We start from the raw sequence: 18,162 nt of genomic DNA on the forward strand, positions 1-18,162 counted from the left end.
TTTTTCAAGACTTGACCCGGCGCTTTGGCGTCGGTTCGGGCCGGCGGGCGCGGGTCGGAGAGGAGACGGGCTTGAAGCCATCCTTGGATGGCAGGCGTTCGGACGCGCTGACCTTGGCAGCGCGGGCGCGGAGGATGGTGCGCGCCGAGGTCTGCAATTCCGGCATCGGATCGCTTTCGAGCGCCGAGAACAGCCAGTCGATGAAGACCTTGACGATGGGGGCGGCGCGGACCTCGTTGCGGCAGGCAACATAGAAGGCGTCGTTGGCGGGTACTGTGAGATCAAAAGGCGCGATCAGTTCGCCCTTGGCGATCAGGCTGCCGGCGGTGATCGTGTCGCCGAGCGCCACGCCCTGATGGTGCAGCGCCGCTTCCGTCGAAAGACGGGCATCGCTCATGAAATGCTGGCGCCCGCGATGGATATCGATGCCGTCGGCGGCGGCAAGCCAGGTATTCCATTCACGGCCGTCGTCGCCATGCAGGATGACATGGTCGCGCAGGTCGCGTACCGAGCGCAGCGGCCGCATGTTGAGTAACGTCGGGCTGACGACCGGAAACAGTTCCAGCCGGCTCCACAGACGCGCCCAGCAATCCGGCCAGTTGCCGTCACCGTAGAGCAGGCAGATATCGACATCGCGGGAAAACAGGTTGGCTGTGTCGTTCGAGGCAACCAGCGTCAGCCGCACATCGGGAAATTGCTCGGTGAACTGATGCAGGCGCGGGATCATCCAGAATGACAGGAGCGCCGGCACGCAGGTAATGCGCAATTGGCCACTGGTTGTCGGTCGCGTCATGGCCGCGGTGGCGGCTGCAATGCCTTCGAATGCCTCGGTGACGGCGGGCAGCAGCAGTGCGCCCTGGGAGGTCAGCTTCAGCCGCTTGCCGCCACGTTCGAAAAGCGCCGCGTTGAAGGAGAGTTCCAGCGCTCTTATCTGATGGCTGATCGCGCCATGTGTGACGTTGAGCTCGCGCGCCGCCGCCGAAACAGAGCCGCGCCGGGCTGTCGCCTCGAAGGCGCGCAGCGGGTTTAGCGGCGGTAGGCGGCTGGACAAGGAAGCGGCTCCGAAAGGCAGAAAATGATGTGAGTTTTTCTCACACCAAACGCTATAACAATGTCAATTGATTTTCCAGTCAATTTGTTTCCTAATGTCGGCAACAAGGGCAAAAGCCTGGGGAACATGCACGCAAGCGCTCCGGCCCGATGTCGGTGCGCGAACCGTTTTTGGCGAATATCTGAGCCGGTTGAAGGCCTTCCGATCGTCGATCCCGCACGTCTCCTTCAGGTCCCATATGAGGTGACGGACATGGCGTGGGATGAGAAGAAGCTGAGCGAGCTGAAAGCGAAGTATGGCGAAAGCCATGGCGGCGAGTTGTTCGATCCGGCATTCCGCAAGGTGGCGGACAAGATTTTTTCCAAAAGCGGCACGCGTCTTGCGCCTTATGCGGGCGTCCCGACTTTCCTGACCGCGCCCTATATGCCGGTCGATGCCAATGAGCCCGATTTTGGCAATCTCCAGGTCGCCATCGTGGGCGTGCCGATGGATCTCGGCGTCACCAACCGTCCGGGCTCCCGTTTCGGGCCGCGCGCCATGCGCGCCATCGAGCGGATCGGTCCCTATAACCATGTGCTCGATTGCGCACCGGTATTCGATCTGCGCGTCGCCGATATCGGCGACGTCCCGTTCCAGAGCCGCTACCGGCTGGAACTCAGCCATGACGATATCGAGAAGCGCATCAACCAGATCGTCGATGCCGGCGTTGTGCCGCTGTCGGTCGGCGGCGACCATTCGATGAGCCATCCGATCCTGAAGGCCGTCGGCAAGAAACGCCCGGTCGGCATGATCCATATCGACGCGCATTGTGATACCGGCGGCGCTTTCGATCAGACGAAATTTCACCATGGCGGACCGTTCCGCAACGCGGTTCTCGACGGCGTGCTCGATCCGACGCGCACGGTCCAGATCGGCATTCGCGGTTCGGCGGAATATCTCTGGGAGTTTTCCTACGAGTCCGGCATGACCGTGATTCATGCCGAGGAGGTGACCGGCATGGGCATGCCGGCGATCATCGAGAAGGCGAAACAGATCGTCGGCGATGGCCCGACCTATCTCTCCTTCGATATCGACAGCGTCGATCCGAGCTTTGCTCCGGGCACCGGCACGCCGGAAGTGGGCGGTCTTACGACCCGCGAAGTGCTGGAACTGATCCGCGGCCTGAAAGGCATCAATCTCGTCGGCGGCGACGTCGTGGAGGTCGCGCCGCAATATGATGCGACGACCAACACGGCGCATGTCGGCGCCCAGGTCCTGTTCGAAATCCTCAGCCTCATGGTGTTCAGCCCCTTCGTCAACGGCAAGCGGGATTGAACGACTGGCGGCCCCTCATCCGGCCATCCTTGTTTCAGAAGAAGGGCGGCCACCTTCTCCCCGCAGGCGGGGAGAAGGGATAAGCGGCAAATTCGATCGTTCCTCTCCCCGTTCACGGGGAGAGGGCCAGGGTGAGGGGCAAAAGCCAAACCCGGTTTTTCGTGCCTGCCATAAACAGAAATTACAAAGGGGAATGAAAATGACCAGACTCTCGAACCTGAAATCATCCGTCGCCGCTGCCCTGATGCTCAGCGCCGCCGTTCTCGGTTTCGCACCCGTTGCCAATGCCGACGCCATCGACGACATCACCAAGGCGGGCGTCCTGAATGTCGGCGTCTTCGCCGATTTTCCGCCCTTCTCCTCGGCCAGCGCCGATATGAGCCTCAAGGGCTATGATATCGACGTCGCGCAGTACATCGCAGACAGTCTGAAGGTCAAGCTCGTTCCGGTGCCGGTGACCGGCCAGAACCGCATCCCGTACCTGACCGAGAAGCGCGTCGATGTGCTGGTCAGCGTCGGTTACAGCAAGGAGCGCGCCGAAGTCATCGATTTCGCTGCGGCCTACGCGCCTTACTACATCGCCGTGATCGGTCCCGCCGCTCTCGAGGTCAAGGGCAAGGAAGACCTCGCCGGCAAGAGCATCGCCGTCAATCGCGGCACGCTCGAAGACACGTCGCTGACGGAAGCAGCGCCCAAGGATGCCGACATCAAGCGCTTCGACAACTACAATTCGGTGATCCAGGCGTTCATCTCCGGCCAGACCGAACTGATGGTTGTCGGCAACGACGTCGGTGCCCAGGTTCTGGCCCGCCAGGAAGCCTTGAAGCCGGAGCAGAAGTTCCAGCTCCTGACCTCGCCGTCGCATCTGGCGCTCAACAAGGGCGAGGATCGCCTGAAGCAGGCGGTCAACGACGCGGTCGCCAAGATGCTCGCCGACGGCAAGCTCAATGAAAGCTCGCAAGCGTGGCTGAAGACCCCGCTCAACCCTGAAAACCTTAAGGATTGAATTCTTTGGGTTACGCGCTCGATTTCGGCTGGCTGAATGACGCGGTCTCGCTGATCGCGAGCGGCGCAGCCATGACGATCTTCCTGATCGCGGTGTCGGCAGTCGCCGGCATCGTGCTCAGCATTTTGGGCGCGGCGGCCCGGCGCAGCCGTCATGCCGTCCTGCGCCGGGCGATTGCCGGTTATGTCGAGCTCATCCGCAACACGCCGTTTCTGGTGCAGCTCTTCTTCATCTTCTTCGGGCTGCCCAGCCTCGGCATGCGGCTCGATCCCGTCGTCGCCGCCATCCTGGCGATGACCTTGAACATGACGGCCTATACGACAGAGATCGTCGGCGCCGGCCTCGATGCCGTGCCGAAGGGGCAGAGGGAAGCAGCACTTGCACTGGGCTTGCGGCCACGCCTTGTCTTCATCAAGATCGTGCTGCCGCAGGCGCTGAAGGTCATCTATCCGGCGCTGACGAGCCAGATTGTCATCATGATGCTGGAATCCGCCGTCGTTTCGCAGATTGCCGTGCGCGAACTGACCTATGAGGCCGACATGCTGCAGGCGCGCACCTTCCGCGCATTCGAGACTTATTTCATCATCACCCTCGTCTACCTCGCGATGAGCATCGGCTTGCGCCGTTTGCTGATCGCCGGAGGCAACCGCATGTTGGCCGGAGGCGTGTCGTGATCGAGTTCACGCTTTGGGACATCGTCCGCAACCTCTTGCTGGCAGCCCGGTGGACGGTGCTTTTGTCGGCAGTCGCTTTCGCGGGCGGCACGATTGTCGGCCTGCTCATCCTGTTCCTGAGGATATCCAAGCGGCGCTGGATGCGGGAGTTCGCCGAATATTACATCGGTCTGTTCCAGGGCACGCCGCTTCTGATGCAGCTTTTCCTGTTGTTCTTCGGCCTGCCCCTGCTTGGGTTTCGCATCGAACCCTGGACGGCTGCCGTGCTCGGGCTTACTCTCTGCGCCAGCGCGTTTCTGGCGGAAATCTGGCGCGGCGGCGTCCAGGCAGTGCCGCTTGGACAGTGGGATGCCGGCAGCAGCCTGGGGCTGCATTATCTCAAGCAATTGCGGCTGATCATCCTGCCGCAGGCCTTTGCAATCACTCGGGCTCCGACCGTCGGTTTCCTGGTGCAACTGATCAAAAGTACGGCCCTGACGTCGATTATCGGCTTTGAGGAACTGGTCAGAACCTCGAATGCGATCAACAATGCAACCTTCGAACCGTTCACGGTCTACGGGTTTGTCGCCTTGATCTATTTCGCCTTGTGTTTTCCGTTGACCCGATACGCAAAGGTGCTGGAGCTTCGGGCCTTGAAACACTGACTGGAATGCAATCCAGACTTGCATGCCGGATCAAAAATTGGGAACAGACCGGGAAGCCGAACAAAGCGGCACCGGCAAAAACAGGAGAACGATGATGACTGAATTTCTGAAACACCCGATCGGCCGCCGCGCTGTGCTCGGCGCCGGTCTTGCCGGTGTGTCCCTGCTCGCCATGCCATCGATCCTGCGCGCACAGGACAAGTCGCTGAAAGTCGGCGTCTACGGTGGCTATTTCAAGGATTCGTTCGACAAGAACATCTTCCCGGAATTCACCAAGGCAACCGGCATCGCGATCGAAGCCGTTGCCGAACCGACCGGCGAAGCCTGGCTTGTCCAGCTTGAACAGGCCGCCAAGGCCGGCCAGGCGCCGGCGGACGTCTCGATGATGTCGCAGGTTTCGATGCTGAAGGGCCAGTCCACCGACCTCTGGGCGCCGCTTGATGTCGCCAAGATCAAGAATGCGTCCAACCTGATCGATCGCTTCGTCAACAAGTATCCGGATGGTCGCGTCGCCGGCATCGGCGCCGTCTCCTGGTACATCACCCTGGTGACGAACACCGACGTCTACAAGGAAGCACCGACTTCCTGGGCTGCATTCTGGGATCCGGCGAATGTTGACAAGCTCGGCCTTTTGGCGCTCGTCTCCAACTCCTTCCTGCTCGAAGTGACCGCCAAGACTTATTTCGGCGGCACCAATGCGCTCGACACGGAGGAAGGGATTGAAAAGGCCTTCACCAAGCTCGCCGAGGTCAAGCCGAACGTTCGGCTGTGGTATCGCGACGAGGCGCAGTTCGAACAGGCGCTGAAGTCGGGCGAAATCCCGATGGGGCAGTATTATCACGACGTCACCGGCCTTGCCGCTGCCGACGGCAACCCCGTCCGCTCGACCTTCCCGAAGGAAGGCGGCATTCAGGACTCCGGTTGCTGGGCGCTGTCACGCGCCTCGCAGAAGGTCGAGGAAGCCCATCTCTTCATCGACTATATGAGCCAGGCGTCGATCCAGGCCACGTTGTCGCGCAAGGTCGGGACCTCGCCGACCGTCAAGCGTGAACTCACCGACCTCACGGCAGAAGAGTTTGCCGCCGTGTCGTCAGACATCGAGCCGATCATTCCGCGCTACGACCTCTACCAGACGAAGTCGGATTGGCTGAACCAGAAGTGGACCGAACTGATCGTTGGTTGATTGGTGTATCTCACGGAGCGGCGGGATACCCCCCTCTGTCACTTCGTGACATCTCCCCCTCAAGGGGGGAGATCGTTCTTTTCCCTTTCGCAAAGTTTGATTGCGGAAGATGCAGTAGCCGCTTGTGATCTCCCCCTTGAGGGGGAGATGCCCGTCAGGACAGAGGGGGGTGCCGCGGGAAGAGTAGCATTTGTCGATGCCGCGACGCGCGGTTTAAAGAGGAAAACAATGTCAGGCCTCGCCCTCAACAACGTCACGAAGGAATTCGGGACTTTCACCGCGGTCAACAATGTCGAGCTGACGGTGCCGCACGGCACCTTCGTCTGCATGCTCGGACCGTCCGGTTGCGGCAAGACCACGCTGCTCCGGATGATCGCCGGGCTCGACCTGCCGACCGGCGGCGCGATCCGGCTCGATGGGGAGGACATCACCCGGGTCCCGACCCACAAGCGCAATCTCGGCATGGTGTTCCAGTCGCTGGCACTGTTTCCGCATCTGACGGTCGGCGAGAACATCGCCTATCCCTTGCGTATCCGCAGCGCGCCGAAGGAAGACCAGAAAAAGCGGGTCGACGAACTCCTGTCGATGATCCATCTCTCCGGTTATGCCGACCGGCCGGTTTCCAAGCTCTCTGGCGGCCAGCGCCAGCGCGTCGCGATTGCCCGGGCCCTGGCGATTTCACCAAAGCTGTTTCTACTCGACGAGCCGCTTTCGGCGCTCGACGCCAAGCTGCGCGAGGCGATGCAGGTGGAACTGCGCCAGTTGCAGCAGCGGCTCGGCATCACGACCATCGTCGTGACACACGACCAGCGCGAAGCCATGACCATGGCCGATACGGTCGTGGTCATGAACGGTGGAGAGATCCGTCAGGCCGCGTCGCCGATCGAAATCTACCGCCGCCCGGCCGATACCTTCGTTGCCGATTTCATCGGATCGACCAATCTGCTCGAGGCCGAAGCCGACAGCACCGGCCGTGTCAGCGTGCTTGGCCAACCGGTCGCTGGCATTTCGCTTGGCGCGCATGCCAGGAAGGCGACGCTGTCGATCCGGCCGGAAGACGTGCATCTGACGGCACCCGGCGATGGCGCGCTGTCCGGCACGGTGACCTTCGTGCGCGATCTCGGCGGCACGATCGAGACCTTCGTCGACGTTGCCGGTCGTCAGATCATCGCCGTCTCGACGCCGCGGGCGCGGCCCGAGGTTTCGGTCGGCCAGCCGGTCGGCGTGGTGCTCTTGCCCGACGTTTGCGTGGTGCTTGCCAAATGAGACGCGAAGCGCCGCAACGCCTGGCCGATTACGGGCCGCTGTTCTTCCCGGCGATGATGCTCATCGTCTTCTTCGTCGTGCCCTTTGCGACAATGATCGCCGTCTCGTTCTTCCAGCGCCAGCAGGGTGGCTTCTACGTGCCGGCCTTCGAACTGGCGAACTACCAGCGCTTCCTCAGCCTGTTCTTCGCCAACGTGCTCGGCTTCTCGCTGATGCTGGCGATCGCCGTTGCCCTCAGCTGCGTCGTGCTCGCCGTCCCCTTCACCTATCTTCTGACGCGGATGGCGAAACGCGTTCAGATCGTCTGGCTGGTGGCGCTGTTGTCGGTCCTGTCACTGTCGGAAGTCATCATCGGCTTTGCCTGGTCGACGCTGTTTTCCCGTACCGCCGGGATCACCAATCTCCTGGTCATGGCGGGGCTCATGAGCGAGGCGAAGGCATTACTCCCGAGTTTCGGCGCGGTCCTGACCGGCATGGTCTATCAGGCCTTCCCCTATACGGTGCTGGTGCTTTACCCGGCATTGGTGCGGCTCGACCCGACGCTGACGGAAGCGGCCCGCACGCTTGGCGCTTCGCCGGTCAAGGCCTTCTTCACCGTCGTCGTACCGGCGCTCCGCAACACCATCACCGCGACGCTGATCATGGTCTTCATCTTCGCGCTCGGCTCCTATCTCTTGCCGCAGATTCTTGGCCGTCCGCAGCACTGGACCCTGTCGGTGCTGATCACCGATCAGGCGATCTACCAGTCCAACATGCCGTTCGCGGCGGCCATGGCGGTGTTCCTGGTGCTGGTGACGCTCGGTCTCGTGGCTCTGACCGTGATTGCCGGACGCAAGGGAGAGGCAGCATGACCGGTGCGCTCAGCAAAATCTATTTCTTCCTGATCGGCCTGTTTCTCGCATTGCCAATCATCGTTGTCGCCGGCGTGGCGGTGAATGCGAAGCAGACGTTGGCTTTCCCGCCGAAAGGCTTTTCGCTCTCCTGGTATGGCGAAATTTTCCTCAATCCGGAATGGCGCAACGCACTGCTTGCCTCGCTGACGCTGGCGATCCTCTCGGCGGCTCTCGCGGTGGCGGTCGCGCTGCCGCTTGCCTGGTTCCTATGGCGGCGGATCGCGCCCTGGGCGAATATCTTCCAGCTTCTCGGCGTCGCGCCGTTTACGCTGCCGCCGGTCATCACCGCGCTCGGGCTTTTGACCTTCTGGGCGACGACCGGCTTCTATGGCCAGCCGTGGACGGCGGTCATCAGTCACGCGATTTTCTTCGTGACGCTGCCGCTGGTGACGCTGTCGCTCGGCTTTACCGCGATCGACCGGTCCCTGGTGGAAGCTGCCGCGACAATGGGCGCCGACGATCGCAAGGTTTTCCGCACCGTCGTCCTGCCGCTGATCCTGCCCTATATCGTCTCGGGTTATGCCTTCGCCTTCGTCTTGTCGCTGAACGAATATATCGTCGCCTATATGACCGTCGGCTTCACAATGGAAACGCTGCCGATCAAGATCTTCAACGCCTTGCGCTACGGTTACACGCCGACCATGGCATCCGTCACGATCCTGTTCGTGGTGACGGCGGCCGTCATCTTCTCCCTTGTCGCACGGTTCGGCGATCTGCCAAAACTGCTCGGCGCCATGTCATCGGATGGCAAATGATCACGCTCGCCGCCCTGCAGATGAGATCGGAAAGCGGCGATGTCGCCGCCAATCTGGCGCGCATCGGTGAGGCGGCGCGGGATGCGGCCGGCAAGGGCGCAAGCCTGCTGATCACGCCGGAGCTTGGGCTGACGGGGTATGGCGCTGGCGACTTCATCCGCGATCTGGCAGAGCCCGCGGATGGGCCTTTGGTGCGGCGACTACAGGCGATTTCACTGGAGACGGGGGTGGCGGTGATCGCCGGATTTGCCGAAAAGGCGGGCTCCGCGGTCTTCAACAGCGCCGTTTATGTCGACGGTGCCGCAGAACCCGTCGTCTACCGCAAATCCAATCTCTACGGCGACTACGAGCGCGCGCTGTTTGCCGCCCCCGCGCCGAGCACGGTTCTATTTACGCATCGCGGCATCAAATGCGGCATGCTGATCTGCTATGACGTGGAGTTTCCGGAAAATGTCCGGCGGCTGGCCATGGCGGGCGCGGATGCCGTGCTGGTCCCGACCGCGCTGCCGGCCGGTTATTCCGGCACCTTCATTACCGATCACATGATCCAGACGCGCGCCTTCGAGAACCAGGTTTTCGTCGCCTACATCAATCATTGCGGAGCGGACGAGCGCTTCACCTTCGCAGGCTCCTCGCGCATCGCCGCACCCGATGGCAGCCTGCTTGCGGGTGCTGCATCCCACGGCGAGACGCTGATGATCGTGGCGGTCAATCCCGTCGATTTCGATGTTTCGAAAGGCGAAAATACCTACCTGGCCGATCTGCAGCGCAGTCCCTGATCGCCCGCGCATGCCATGCTTACGGCGGTCGCGGTTGTCATTCAGGAATGATGAACTGTCTGTTCCTGCCGCCCCCCTTTATTAAATTGCTCAAGCGGCCGATATTCGCATCATATTCACGAATGGAGGCAGCCATGAGCTTGCAATTGACGGGCATTCACCATCTGACGGCGATCACCGCCAATGCGCCGGAGAACCTGCGCTTCTACACGCAGACGCTTGGCATGCGGTTGGTCAAGAAGACGGTCAACCAGGACGATACCACCGCCTATCATCTCTTCTACGCCGACGGACAGGCGACGCCGGGGACCGACCTGACTTTCTTCGACTGGCCGCTCGAGCCTGAGGGCCGCGGCACACACAGCATTTCGCGCACCGGCCTGCGTGTCGGCAGCCGCGACAGCCTTTTCTGGTGGAAGGCGCGTTTCGACGAGCTCAAGGTCAAATCCGACGCGGTGACCGAGATCGACGGCCGCGCATCCCTCGATTTCGAGGATGGCGAAGGCCAGCGCTTCCGGCTGATCGACGACGGCGGGCTTTCGCCGTCCCATCCGTGGGACAAAAGCCCGGTTCCGGCTGAGCATCAGATCAAGGGTCTCGGCCCCATTACCATGAGCGTACCGGACATCACCAGCACGGAACGGGTTCTGGAAGAGGTGATGAGCATGACTAAGGTCCGCCAGTATCCGTCACCGGACGGCATTGGCGAGGTTCATGTGTTCTCGATGGGCAAGGGTGGTCCGGCGGCGGAGCTGCACGTTGCGGGCCAGCCGGGATTGCCGGCGTCCCGGCAGGGGGCGGGCGCCGTCCATCATGTCGCCTTCCGAGCGCCGGACCAGGCTGCGCTGCATGAATGGACCGAACGGCTACAGAGTTTCCGCCTGCCGTCGAGCGGCGAGGTCGAGCGCTACTATTTTCGCTCGCTCTATTTCCGCGAGCCGAACGGTATCCTGTTCGAGATCGCAACCGACGGCCCCGGCTTTGCGGTCGACGAACCGATGGAGACGCTCGGCGAAGATCTGTCTCTGCCGCCGTTCCTGGAGCACAAGCGTTCGGAGATTGAAGCTCGGTTGAAGCCTCTGGTGTAGCAACGGAAAAGCCGGGAGCGCCATCTTCCGGCTGCGACTGCTGACAAAGCCATTTCTTATCGTCGTTGGGAAAATAAGCAGCAGCCAAAACCTTCGTCATTCCTGTGCTCGTCACAGGAAGCCAGCCAGCCCAAGTCTTTGGGCTGAAAGTCTTTTGACCCGACGGACGTCGGGTCGCTGGATCCCCGCCACGAGGGCGAGGATGACGGAGAATGGGATGTCCACTTCAAGCAGTTGGGGTTGGGAGAATTGCCTCCCGGCTTTTTTCATCTGTACTTTTGCGTCTTTCTGACCATCCTTCCAGAAAAGCAAAGGATGGAATCGCATGGTAAAACTGATCGGCATTTCCGGGAGCCTGCGAAAGGCGTCGTTTAATAAGTCCCTCCTGAACGCGGCGCTTCCGTTGGCGCCGGAGGGCGTGACGTTTACTGCGGGAACCATCGAGGGCATCCCGCTTTATAATGCCGATGTCGAACGGGAAGGCGTGCCGGGACCGGTGCAGCTTCTCAAAGACCAGATTGCTGCGGCAGATGGCGTGATCCTGTTCACGCCGGAATACAACAACTCCATACCGGGCGTTTTCAAAAATGCCATCGACTGGGTGAGTTCCTCGATGACCGGTGCGCCAAACGTTTTTGCCGGTCGCGCCTTCGCCCTTGCCGGCACGTCGCCCGGCGCCTTCGGCACGATCCTTAGTCAAAATGCCTGGCTCCCCGTCCTTCGCACGCTCGGCGCCGATCTCTGGTCCGGCAAGCGGCTGATGCTGCCGAAGGCGGGCTCGCTGTTCGACAAGGAAGGCAATCTTGTTGACGAGGATGCCAAGTCAAGGCTGAAGGCCTTTGTCGAGGCCTTTGCCGGTTATGTTGCGCGCAAAAAAGCCTGAGCTTTTCACGACCGCGGTCAGACCCTGATGGTTTCCAGCCATTCCCGAACGGCCTTCGCATCCCTGTCGCCGATCTCGTGGCCGGCTTTCAGCGTGACGGTCTCAAGTGCCGCTCCTGCCTTGCGGAGAATGGCTTCAAGCGGCGGGGCATAGCGGGAATAGGCGTCCGTCGCGCCCGTCATCGTCAGGATATTGGTGCCGGAAAGATCGGCGTTCGGCACGGTTTCCAGCGGGTTCATCATGCGCAGCAGCGCGGCATTCCTGATCAGCCCGGGATGAAGCAGCATGGTTGCGATCAGCATGTTGGCGCCGTTCGAATAGCCGACGAAAACCATCTTTTCGCGGTCGATGCCGTAGGCGGGTACCGCACCTTCGATCATCTCGACAAAGGCCTCGGCTTCGGAGACGATATCCTTCTGGTCGAAGCTGAACGGCGTGATCCGGCGGAAGAAGCGCGGGAAACCTTCCTCCGTGCTGCGGCCCCTGAGGCTGAGGAGCAGGGAATTCGGAGCGATCTGCCGGCCGAGCGGCAAAAGGCTGGTCTCGTTGGCGCCGCTGCCGTGCAGCAGCACGAGAGTGCGGCCATCCGGATTTTCCGGCTGGTGCAGGCGGTGAATGAAGGGCAGGTCGCGCGGGGTGAAGCGCTCTTTGCCGGGCAGCGCGAACTGCGGCAGGACGACGAGGTTGGATTCCAGATCGCCGCCGAAATGTTCGGGAACGAACAGGCGTGTTCCGAGCGAGGCCTCATCCTCATCCACAGTCATGCCCGGTGCGTCGGTTGCGAATTCGAACAGGGTGCCGCCCGGCTCGCGCACATAGAGCGAAAAGAAATATTTACGGTCGTGGGCCGAGATCGTCCCTGCGTCCTCCGCCTCCAGGCGTATGCGCAGATCGTTGACCGCGGCCTTGTCGACGGCCCGGAAGGCGATATGGTCGATCGTACCGGTGCCGGGCGCTGCGGTCCAGAATCCGCTGGCATTGCGCACGTCGATGATATCGCCGGACGCGGAGCCGAGGCGGCGGATCGTCTCGGTCCTTGCCGTTTCGGCATAGCCGAAATGCCGGCCGATGAAGGCTGCCGTCTCCTCCGGTTTGTCCGTCAGGATCGTTGCGCCACGAAGACGCCGGATGGCATCCTGCAGCGGAATCTCCGGCGCTGCGCAGGAGGTGCCGGTGGTAAGTCCCTCGGTGCCGACAAGCTTGACGATGACGCCGTCCGGGTCCTTCAGCCGGATGACGGGCTCGCCGAATTCCTGGGCCGGACCGGTTGCGGAAATATTGTATCGCAGCGCGCGTGTCAGCCAGAAACCGATGCTTTCCGGGGCAATGGCAAAGGCGATTTCGCTCGGCTGGCCATGGCCGACGCGGCCCGGCGCGCCGTCTTCCCAGACAAGGAACGTCACCAGCGATCCCGGCGATCCGACGGCATCGCCATAGAGCAGGTGCAACTGCATCGCGTCTTCAAAACCCGCCGTCCGCTTGACGAGACGCAGGCCGAGAAAGCCGGCATAGAAGTCGACATTGGCCTGTACCTTGCGGGTGATCAGGGTGATGTGATGGATGCCGCTCGTCATGTCATGAAAACCTTTTGATGTGGCCGCAGGAAAGCAGCAAATGGCGGACCACGCCAGCGCTGCGTGAACAGAGCGTCCACCGCATGAAGCCACAAGCAAGCCTGTTGCCGTTATCCTCAACTGATTTTCGGGCGATCTTTCGTCAGAAACGCCTTGAAGGCCTCAGCGTAGTCGGGATGCCAGCGCGACAGCGGCGGACGGTTCTCGATGATATCGCCAGCGGCCCAAAGGATGCGTTTCTCGTCGATCGGGCGCGCAACGTCGTTGTCCGGGCAAAGGATGTAGAAGTCATTCTTCTCGAGGCTCTGCATCATGAAGTCGATCGTTTCCTGCGGCGTCCAGGCGCCCTGCGGCTTTTCCGTGCGGCCCTGGGCCGTGAGTGCCGTATAGACGAAGCCGGGGATCAGCAGATGTGCGGTGATATTGCAATTGGTCATGTTGCGAAATTCATGCTGCAGCGCCTCGGTGAAGGCTTTGACGCCGGCTTTCGTCATGTTGTAAGCGGGGTCGCCGGGCGGGGTGGTGATGCCCTGTTTGGAGCCGGTATTGATGATCAGGCCCGGCTGGCCATGGGCGATCATGGCGGGTGCAAAGATGCGCGAGCCGTTGACGACGCCCCAGAGGTTGACGGCGAACACTTTCTCCCATTCTTCCTGCGCCCCGAACATCGAACTGCCGTGAATGCCGGCATTGTTCATCAACACGTGAACGCGGCCGAAACGCGCGACGGCGTCCTGCTCCAGCGCCCGCAGCGATTCGAGCGACGCGACATCCGCCGCGACGCCAACCACACTGTCAGGACCATGCGGGGAGAGCGCTGCCGTCTCACGTGCCGCCTTGTCGAGCCGCTCGCCCGGCAGATCGGCGAGCACGACGTTCATGCCGAGGCCGGCGAAGCGCCTGGCGGCGGCAAGGCCGATGCCTGACGCGGCTCCGGTCACAACGGCGACATGGTTGCTGGCAAAGGCTGGATGGTTCATCGCAGTTCCGTCCCGTTCTTAAGAGTATGATCTGGAAGAGAAATCTAGGGCTGCCGGGTACAGAAGTCCACCGGTGCGTTGCCAATTCCCTTACCGGAAAACATTAGCTCCAATTTTTATTGTAAATCAAAGCACGGCTTCGTATCGCGTCAGCGGGCCGGATATCGGTCAGGTTCGCACATATGCACTGGAATTGGGCAGCGTCGTCGGCCGCAATCCGCGTCGCGCAGCTTGAAAAGGACGTGACGGCCTTTGCCGATAAGCTGCGGCCCGGGTACAAGATCGAAGTCGGCGGCAGTCGTCGAGGAAAGCGGCAAGAGCCAGGCGCCGATTGCGGCCGTCGTGCCGCCGATGCTGTTCATCATGGCGACGGGGGCGAAGTTGTTCCGGTTTAGGCAAGCGTCCTCGGAGAGGCGAGTTCGCATGTGGTGTGCACCGCATCTGCGTCATCCTCGCCACGTGACGGGGAGCCTTTAGCGCCGCTTCTGCGGCGCTAAAGGTTCTCGTCATTTAACGACTAGCGGCTGAATATACCTCGCGTCCGTTTTTTCGCCACCTTACAGCATCACAACCGTCAGTTCCGTCTTGTCGTAACCAAAATCCAGCGGCGTGGTGCCGGTATGCTCCAGCACCAGCCAGTCGCCGGCGTTCAGAAGCGCCATGCCGATCGCGCAATTGCCGTAGGAGGTGGAGGCCGTGTCATTGTCGTTGATGCTGGCGATCGTCGTCGTTCCGTTGACCTTGACAGCGACGGAAAAGGCACCGGCGGGGTTGGCTTCGACACCGAGGCAGACGAGGTAGGGCGCTGTTACCGGGACGACCAGCCGGTTGCCGCCACCGGCGACGGCGGCGCCGAGGCTGAAGCCGCCCTGGTTGACGCTCAGGGTGGAAAAGCCGGTCTGCGAGCCGGAGGAGGGCGTCAGCACGCCGCCACCGCGCGTCGCCCGCACCAGCGGCCTCCGCGGCATCTGCACTTGGCCCTGGCCGGTGATGCTGAGAGCCTGGGTCCAGGCCGAGCCGTCCGGGCTGACCTTGATGGCGAACTCATCCGAGCCGGCAAGGCCCATTTCCGCCCGGCCGGACCAGCCGCTCTGGAACAGCAGGCTCGCCGTATCGCCGGCTGCGGCCTTGTTCACTTTCACCTGGTGGCCGTTCCCGTCATGAGTCAGCAGCGTGGCCGCCGCCGAGACGGCGAGCCGGTTGGTGCTGTCGGCGGTGGTGTTGATGCCGAGAGACGAGGGCGTGCCGATGGCGTCATAGGCCGCCCAGGCGCTGCCGTCATGGATCTTCAACTTGTCCTCGGCCAGGAACCAGCCGCGCCAGCCCTCCTTCGGGCTGATGAAGACCCAGTCGCCGTCCTGGCGGAAGGCAAGGTTTCCGCTTTTGTCTGTCCATGCGCCGGTCGACGATGCGGCGATGTCGTAGCAGGTTCCCTCCTCTGGGTCGGAAGGCGGGTTTGCCAAAGTGGCGGTCACCGTCAGCTGGGTGACAGCATCGAGGCGCTGTAGCGCTTCGTTATGGGTGACGTGCTTCTGCGCCTGGGAGGGCAGGATATAGGGCAGTTCGAGATTGGCGGTCGTCTCGCTCATCGGGTGGTTCTCCTTGGTCATCAGGAGAAGGGTACCCGTTGAAGGCGGAGCGGGGATGCGCGCGCCAAGGCTGGGTTGTCTGCAAAGGGAAATTTCGGGCGACTGTTCCCGCTGCCGCACGAATGAAGGCATTCCGCGCCGGTCAGGGAAGGCGGATCAGTTTTTTCCCCGAGACACGAAATGCGGGTTGGCGAAATCCACGTCGGAGCCCTGATTGCGCTTGCCATAGGACAGCGGATTCCCATCCATGGTCACGGTTTCGCCGCCCGCCGCTCGCAGCACTGCGTCGCCAGCGGCGGTGTCCCACTCCATCGTCCGGCTGAGACGGGGATAGATGTCGGCCAGCCCTTCGGCGAGAAGACAGAACTTCAGCGAAGAGCCGATCGCTTCATAGTCGGTGATGCCGTGTTCGGCGAGATAGGCGATGGTTTCCTGGTTGTTGTGGGAACGGCTGGCCAGCGCCACCAGCCTGTCGCCGCGGCTGCGGCAGCCGATAATCGTCGGCGGGCCGATTTCGCGTTGACCCGAGACGACAGCCTTTGTCGCCTTGTTGCGGCTGGCGGCGTAGAGTATTCCGAGCGCCGGCGCGTAGACGACGCCGGCAACGGGTTCACCCTTTTCGATCAGGGCGATATTGACCGTAAAGTCGTCGTTGCGGCCGACGAATTCCTTGGTGCCGTCGAGCGGGTCAACGAGAAAGAAGGACTTGCCCTCGATATCGGGAATGTGGCCGGCGGAGACGGCTTCCTCAGCGACGACAGGGATGTCCGGAAAGGCCGCTGCCAGCCGATCGAGGATGATCTTCTCAGCGCGCGCATCGGCATCGGTGACGGGGGAGGAGTCGGCCTTGTAGCTGACATCCGGCCCGGCATGATAGATGTCGAGGATCGCTTTCCCCGCAGCCACGGCCGCTTCTTCCAGTATGTCCAGCATTTGCTTCCTGTACCCTTCGCCTGGTTCGGGCGTGGTGATGAATTTTCCCGGAAACGGTGAATAATGCTGTCCGGGATGATGATTGTACATCCACGTTCCTTACCGGTCTTTTCAAGGTGTGTTCGTCAAATTTTTCCGACTGTGCCGCATTTGGCACTGTATCGCGGGCTCGCTTCGGCTAGAGCTGCGACCAGCAGGGCGGCGGCGCATGCGATCGGGTCTTGCCGCGGCGCTCTTTGCGCCAGCGGCGGCTTGTGTAAATGTGGCGCGGCAACATGGTGGGGGAATTGGGACTGGCATGCGCTATTCGGCATTCTCGATCGTCAGGAACGCGCTTTCGGGCAACCTCAACTGGAAGCCGGCCTGGCGCCGGCCGGCGCCGAAGCCATTCTATGACGTGATCATCGTCGGCGGCGGTGGCCACGGACTGGCGACGGCCTATTATCTCGCCAAGGAATTCGGTCTCAGGAACATCGCAGTGCTGGAAAAGGGCTATCTCGGCTCCGGCAATGTCGGCCGCAACACGACGATCGTGCGCTCCAACTATATGCTGCCCGGAAACGAGCCCTTCTACGAGTTTTCGATGAAGCTCTGGGAAGGCCTGGAGCAGGATCTCAACTACAACGCCATGCTGTCGCAGCGCGGCGTCATCAATCTCTACCACAATGACGGCCAGCGCGACGCCTATATCCGCCGCGGCAACGCCATGTGGATGGAGGGCGTTCCGGCCGAACTGCTTGACCGCGCGGCCTTGAAGAAGATGCTGCCCTTCCTCAATTTCGATCATGCCCGCTTCCCGATCATGGGCGGGCTCTTGCAGAAGCGCGGCGGCACGGCGCGCCATGACGCTGTCGCCTGGGGCTATGCCCGTGCCGCCGACCGCCTCGGCGTCGATCTCATCCAGAATTGCGAGGTGACCGGCATCCGCCGCGAGAACGGCCTGGTGACGGGGGTCGAGACCTCGAAGGGGTTCATCGCCTGCGGCAAGCTGGGCCTGGCGGCGGCGGGCAATACATCGCGCGTCGGCCAGATGGCAGACCTGAAGCTGCCGATCGAAAGTCATGTTCTGCAGGCCTTCGTGACGGAGGGGCTGAAGCCTGCCATCGATCACGTCATCACCTATGGTGCCGGGCATTTCTACATCTCGCAGTCTGACAAGGGCGGCCTCGTCTTTGGCGGAGAGATCGACGGCTACAATTCCTATGCCCAGCGCGGCAATCTGGCGACGGTCGAACATGTGGTGGAGGAGGGCTTGTCGATGATCCCCGGCCTGTCGCGCGTGCGCGTGCTGCGCGCCTGGGGCGGCGTCATGGATATGAGCATGGATGGCTCGCCGATCATCAGCCATACGCCGATCAGCAATCTCTACCTGAACTGCGGCTGGTGTTACGGCGGCTTCAAGGCGACGCCGGCCTCGGGCTGGTGTTTTGCGCATCTGATCGCCAAGGAAGAGACCCATCCCGCCGCCCGCTTCCTGCGCCTCGATCGTTTCGAGCGCGGCTATGCCATCGATGAACGCGGCGCTGGCCCGCAGCCCAATCTGCATTGAG

General features: G+C 61.9%; 18 protein-coding genes. 13 read left to right on the forward strand and 5 right to left on the reverse strand.

The window, feature by feature from the left end; translation table 11 throughout:
• Window positions 1–4: 4 nt before the first annotated feature.
• Complete coding sequence (locus tag ACSQ2Z_RS06275) at window positions 5–1,051, reverse strand: LysR substrate-binding domain-containing protein (RefSeq protein WP_436080395.1); 1,047 nt, start codon at window positions 1,049–1,051, stop codon at window positions 5–7.
• A gap of 252 nt (window positions 1,052–1,303) precedes the next feature.
• Here ACSQ2Z_RS06275 and speB point away from each other — a divergent pair, with 252 nt between their 5' ends.
• From speB to ACSQ2Z_RS06330, 11 genes are all read left to right on the forward strand, one after another.
• The gene (gene speB / locus ACSQ2Z_RS06280) at window positions 1,304–2,365 is read left to right on the forward strand and encodes an agmatinase (RefSeq protein WP_436080396.1); all 1,062 of its coding nucleotides are present in this window, start codon (window positions 1,304–1,306) and stop codon (window positions 2,363–2,365) included.
• A gap of 199 nt (window positions 2,366–2,564) precedes the next feature.
• A complete protein-coding gene (locus ACSQ2Z_RS06285; RefSeq protein WP_436080397.1) occupies window positions 2,565–3,371 on the forward strand; it encodes a transporter substrate-binding domain-containing protein in 807 nt (268 codons plus the stop codon).
• Window positions 3,372–3,376: 5 nt separating this feature from the next.
• Window positions 3,377–4,045, forward strand: coding sequence for an amino acid ABC transporter permease (locus ACSQ2Z_RS06290; protein ID WP_436080398.1), 669 nt, complete (start codon window positions 3,377–3,379; stop codon window positions 4,043–4,045).
• The gene (locus ACSQ2Z_RS06295; protein WP_436080399.1) at window positions 4,042–4,689 is read left to right on the forward strand and encodes an amino acid ABC transporter permease; all 648 of its coding nucleotides are present in this window, start codon (window positions 4,042–4,044) and stop codon (window positions 4,687–4,689) included. Before ACSQ2Z_RS06290 ends, ACSQ2Z_RS06295 begins: the two co-directional genes overlap by 4 nt.
• Window positions 4,690–4,783: 94 nt before the next feature.
• The gene (locus ACSQ2Z_RS06300; RefSeq protein ID WP_436080400.1) at window positions 4,784–5,872 is read left to right on the forward strand and encodes an ABC transporter substrate-binding protein; all 1,089 of its coding nucleotides are present in this window, start codon (window positions 4,784–4,786) and stop codon (window positions 5,870–5,872) included.
• A gap of 228 nt (window positions 5,873–6,100) precedes the next feature.
• A complete protein-coding gene (locus ACSQ2Z_RS06305) occupies window positions 6,101–7,138 on the forward strand; it encodes an ABC transporter ATP-binding protein (protein ID WP_436080401.1) in 1,038 nt (345 codons plus the stop codon).
• Window positions 7,135–7,989 carry an ABC transporter permease gene (locus ACSQ2Z_RS06310; RefSeq protein WP_436080402.1) on the forward strand — a complete coding sequence of 285 codons (855 nt, stop codon included), beginning with the start codon at window positions 7,135–7,137 and terminating at the stop codon, window positions 7,987–7,989. Before ACSQ2Z_RS06305 ends, ACSQ2Z_RS06310 begins: the two co-directional genes overlap by 4 nt.
• Window positions 7,986–8,786, forward strand: coding sequence for an ABC transporter permease (locus ACSQ2Z_RS06315; RefSeq protein ID WP_436080403.1), 801 nt, complete (start codon window positions 7,986–7,988; stop codon window positions 8,784–8,786). Before ACSQ2Z_RS06310 ends, ACSQ2Z_RS06315 begins: the two co-directional genes overlap by 4 nt.
• Window positions 8,783–9,565, forward strand: coding sequence for a carbon-nitrogen hydrolase family protein (locus tag ACSQ2Z_RS06320; RefSeq protein ID WP_436080404.1), 783 nt, complete (start codon window positions 8,783–8,785; stop codon window positions 9,563–9,565). The genes ACSQ2Z_RS06315 and ACSQ2Z_RS06320 overlap by 4 nt, the downstream gene beginning before the upstream one ends.
• A gap of 134 nt (window positions 9,566–9,699) precedes the next feature.
• Window positions 9,700–10,653 carry a ring-cleaving dioxygenase gene (locus ACSQ2Z_RS06325; protein ID WP_436080405.1) on the forward strand — a complete coding sequence of 318 codons (954 nt, stop codon included), beginning with the start codon at window positions 9,700–9,702 and terminating at the stop codon, window positions 10,651–10,653.
• 325 nt (window positions 10,654–10,978) lie between these two features.
• The gene (locus ACSQ2Z_RS06330) at window positions 10,979–11,536 is read left to right on the forward strand and encodes an NADPH-dependent FMN reductase (RefSeq protein WP_436080406.1); all 558 of its coding nucleotides are present in this window, start codon (window positions 10,979–10,981) and stop codon (window positions 11,534–11,536) included.
• A gap of 17 nt (window positions 11,537–11,553) precedes the next feature.
• Here the strand turns inward: ACSQ2Z_RS06330 and ACSQ2Z_RS06335 are convergent, their stop codons facing one another.
• Together ACSQ2Z_RS06335 and ACSQ2Z_RS06340 are read right to left on the reverse strand one after the other, a co-directional pair.
• On the reverse strand, window positions 11,554–13,110 hold the full coding sequence (locus ACSQ2Z_RS06335; RefSeq protein ID WP_436080407.1) for a VOC family protein: 1,557 nt from the start codon (window positions 13,108–13,110) through the stop codon (window positions 11,554–11,556).
• A 116-nt stretch (window positions 13,111–13,226) separates the two neighbouring features.
• Window positions 13,227–14,090 carry an SDR family NAD(P)-dependent oxidoreductase gene (locus ACSQ2Z_RS06340; protein ID WP_436080408.1) on the reverse strand — a complete coding sequence of 288 codons (864 nt, stop codon included), beginning with the start codon at window positions 14,088–14,090 and terminating at the stop codon, window positions 13,227–13,229.
• Between the two features lie 182 nt (window positions 14,091–14,272).
• Here ACSQ2Z_RS06340 and ACSQ2Z_RS06345 point away from each other — a divergent pair, with 182 nt between their 5' ends.
• The gene (locus ACSQ2Z_RS06345; protein ID WP_436083145.1) at window positions 14,273–14,485 is read left to right on the forward strand and encodes a hypothetical protein; all 213 of its coding nucleotides are present in this window, start codon (window positions 14,273–14,275) and stop codon (window positions 14,483–14,485) included.
• Between the two features lie 162 nt (window positions 14,486–14,647).
• On the opposite strand, the gene ACSQ2Z_RS06350 is transcribed toward ACSQ2Z_RS06345, so the two are convergent.
• Together ACSQ2Z_RS06350 and cysQ are read right to left on the reverse strand one after the other, a co-directional pair.
• On the reverse strand, window positions 14,648–15,679 hold the full coding sequence (locus ACSQ2Z_RS06350) for a DUF2793 domain-containing protein (protein ID WP_436080409.1): 1,032 nt from the start codon (window positions 15,677–15,679) through the stop codon (window positions 14,648–14,650).
• A 156-nt stretch (window positions 15,680–15,835) separates the two neighbouring features.
• The gene (gene cysQ / locus ACSQ2Z_RS06355) at window positions 15,836–16,612 is read right to left on the reverse strand and encodes a 3'(2'),5'-bisphosphate nucleotidase CysQ (protein WP_436080410.1); all 777 of its coding nucleotides are present in this window, start codon (window positions 16,610–16,612) and stop codon (window positions 15,836–15,838) included.
• A 298-nt stretch (window positions 16,613–16,910) separates the two neighbouring features.
• Between cysQ and ACSQ2Z_RS06360 the strand changes: the two genes are divergently transcribed.
• A complete protein-coding gene (locus ACSQ2Z_RS06360) occupies window positions 16,911–18,161 on the forward strand; it encodes a sarcosine oxidase subunit beta family protein (protein ID WP_436080411.1) in 1,251 nt (416 codons plus the stop codon).
• Window position 18,162: the final 1 nt, after the last annotated feature.

Source organism: Pararhizobium sp. LjRoot235 (assembly GCF_964254145.1).
In the GTDB taxonomy this organism is placed as follows: Bacteria; Pseudomonadota; Alphaproteobacteria; order Rhizobiales; family Rhizobiaceae; genus Pararhizobium.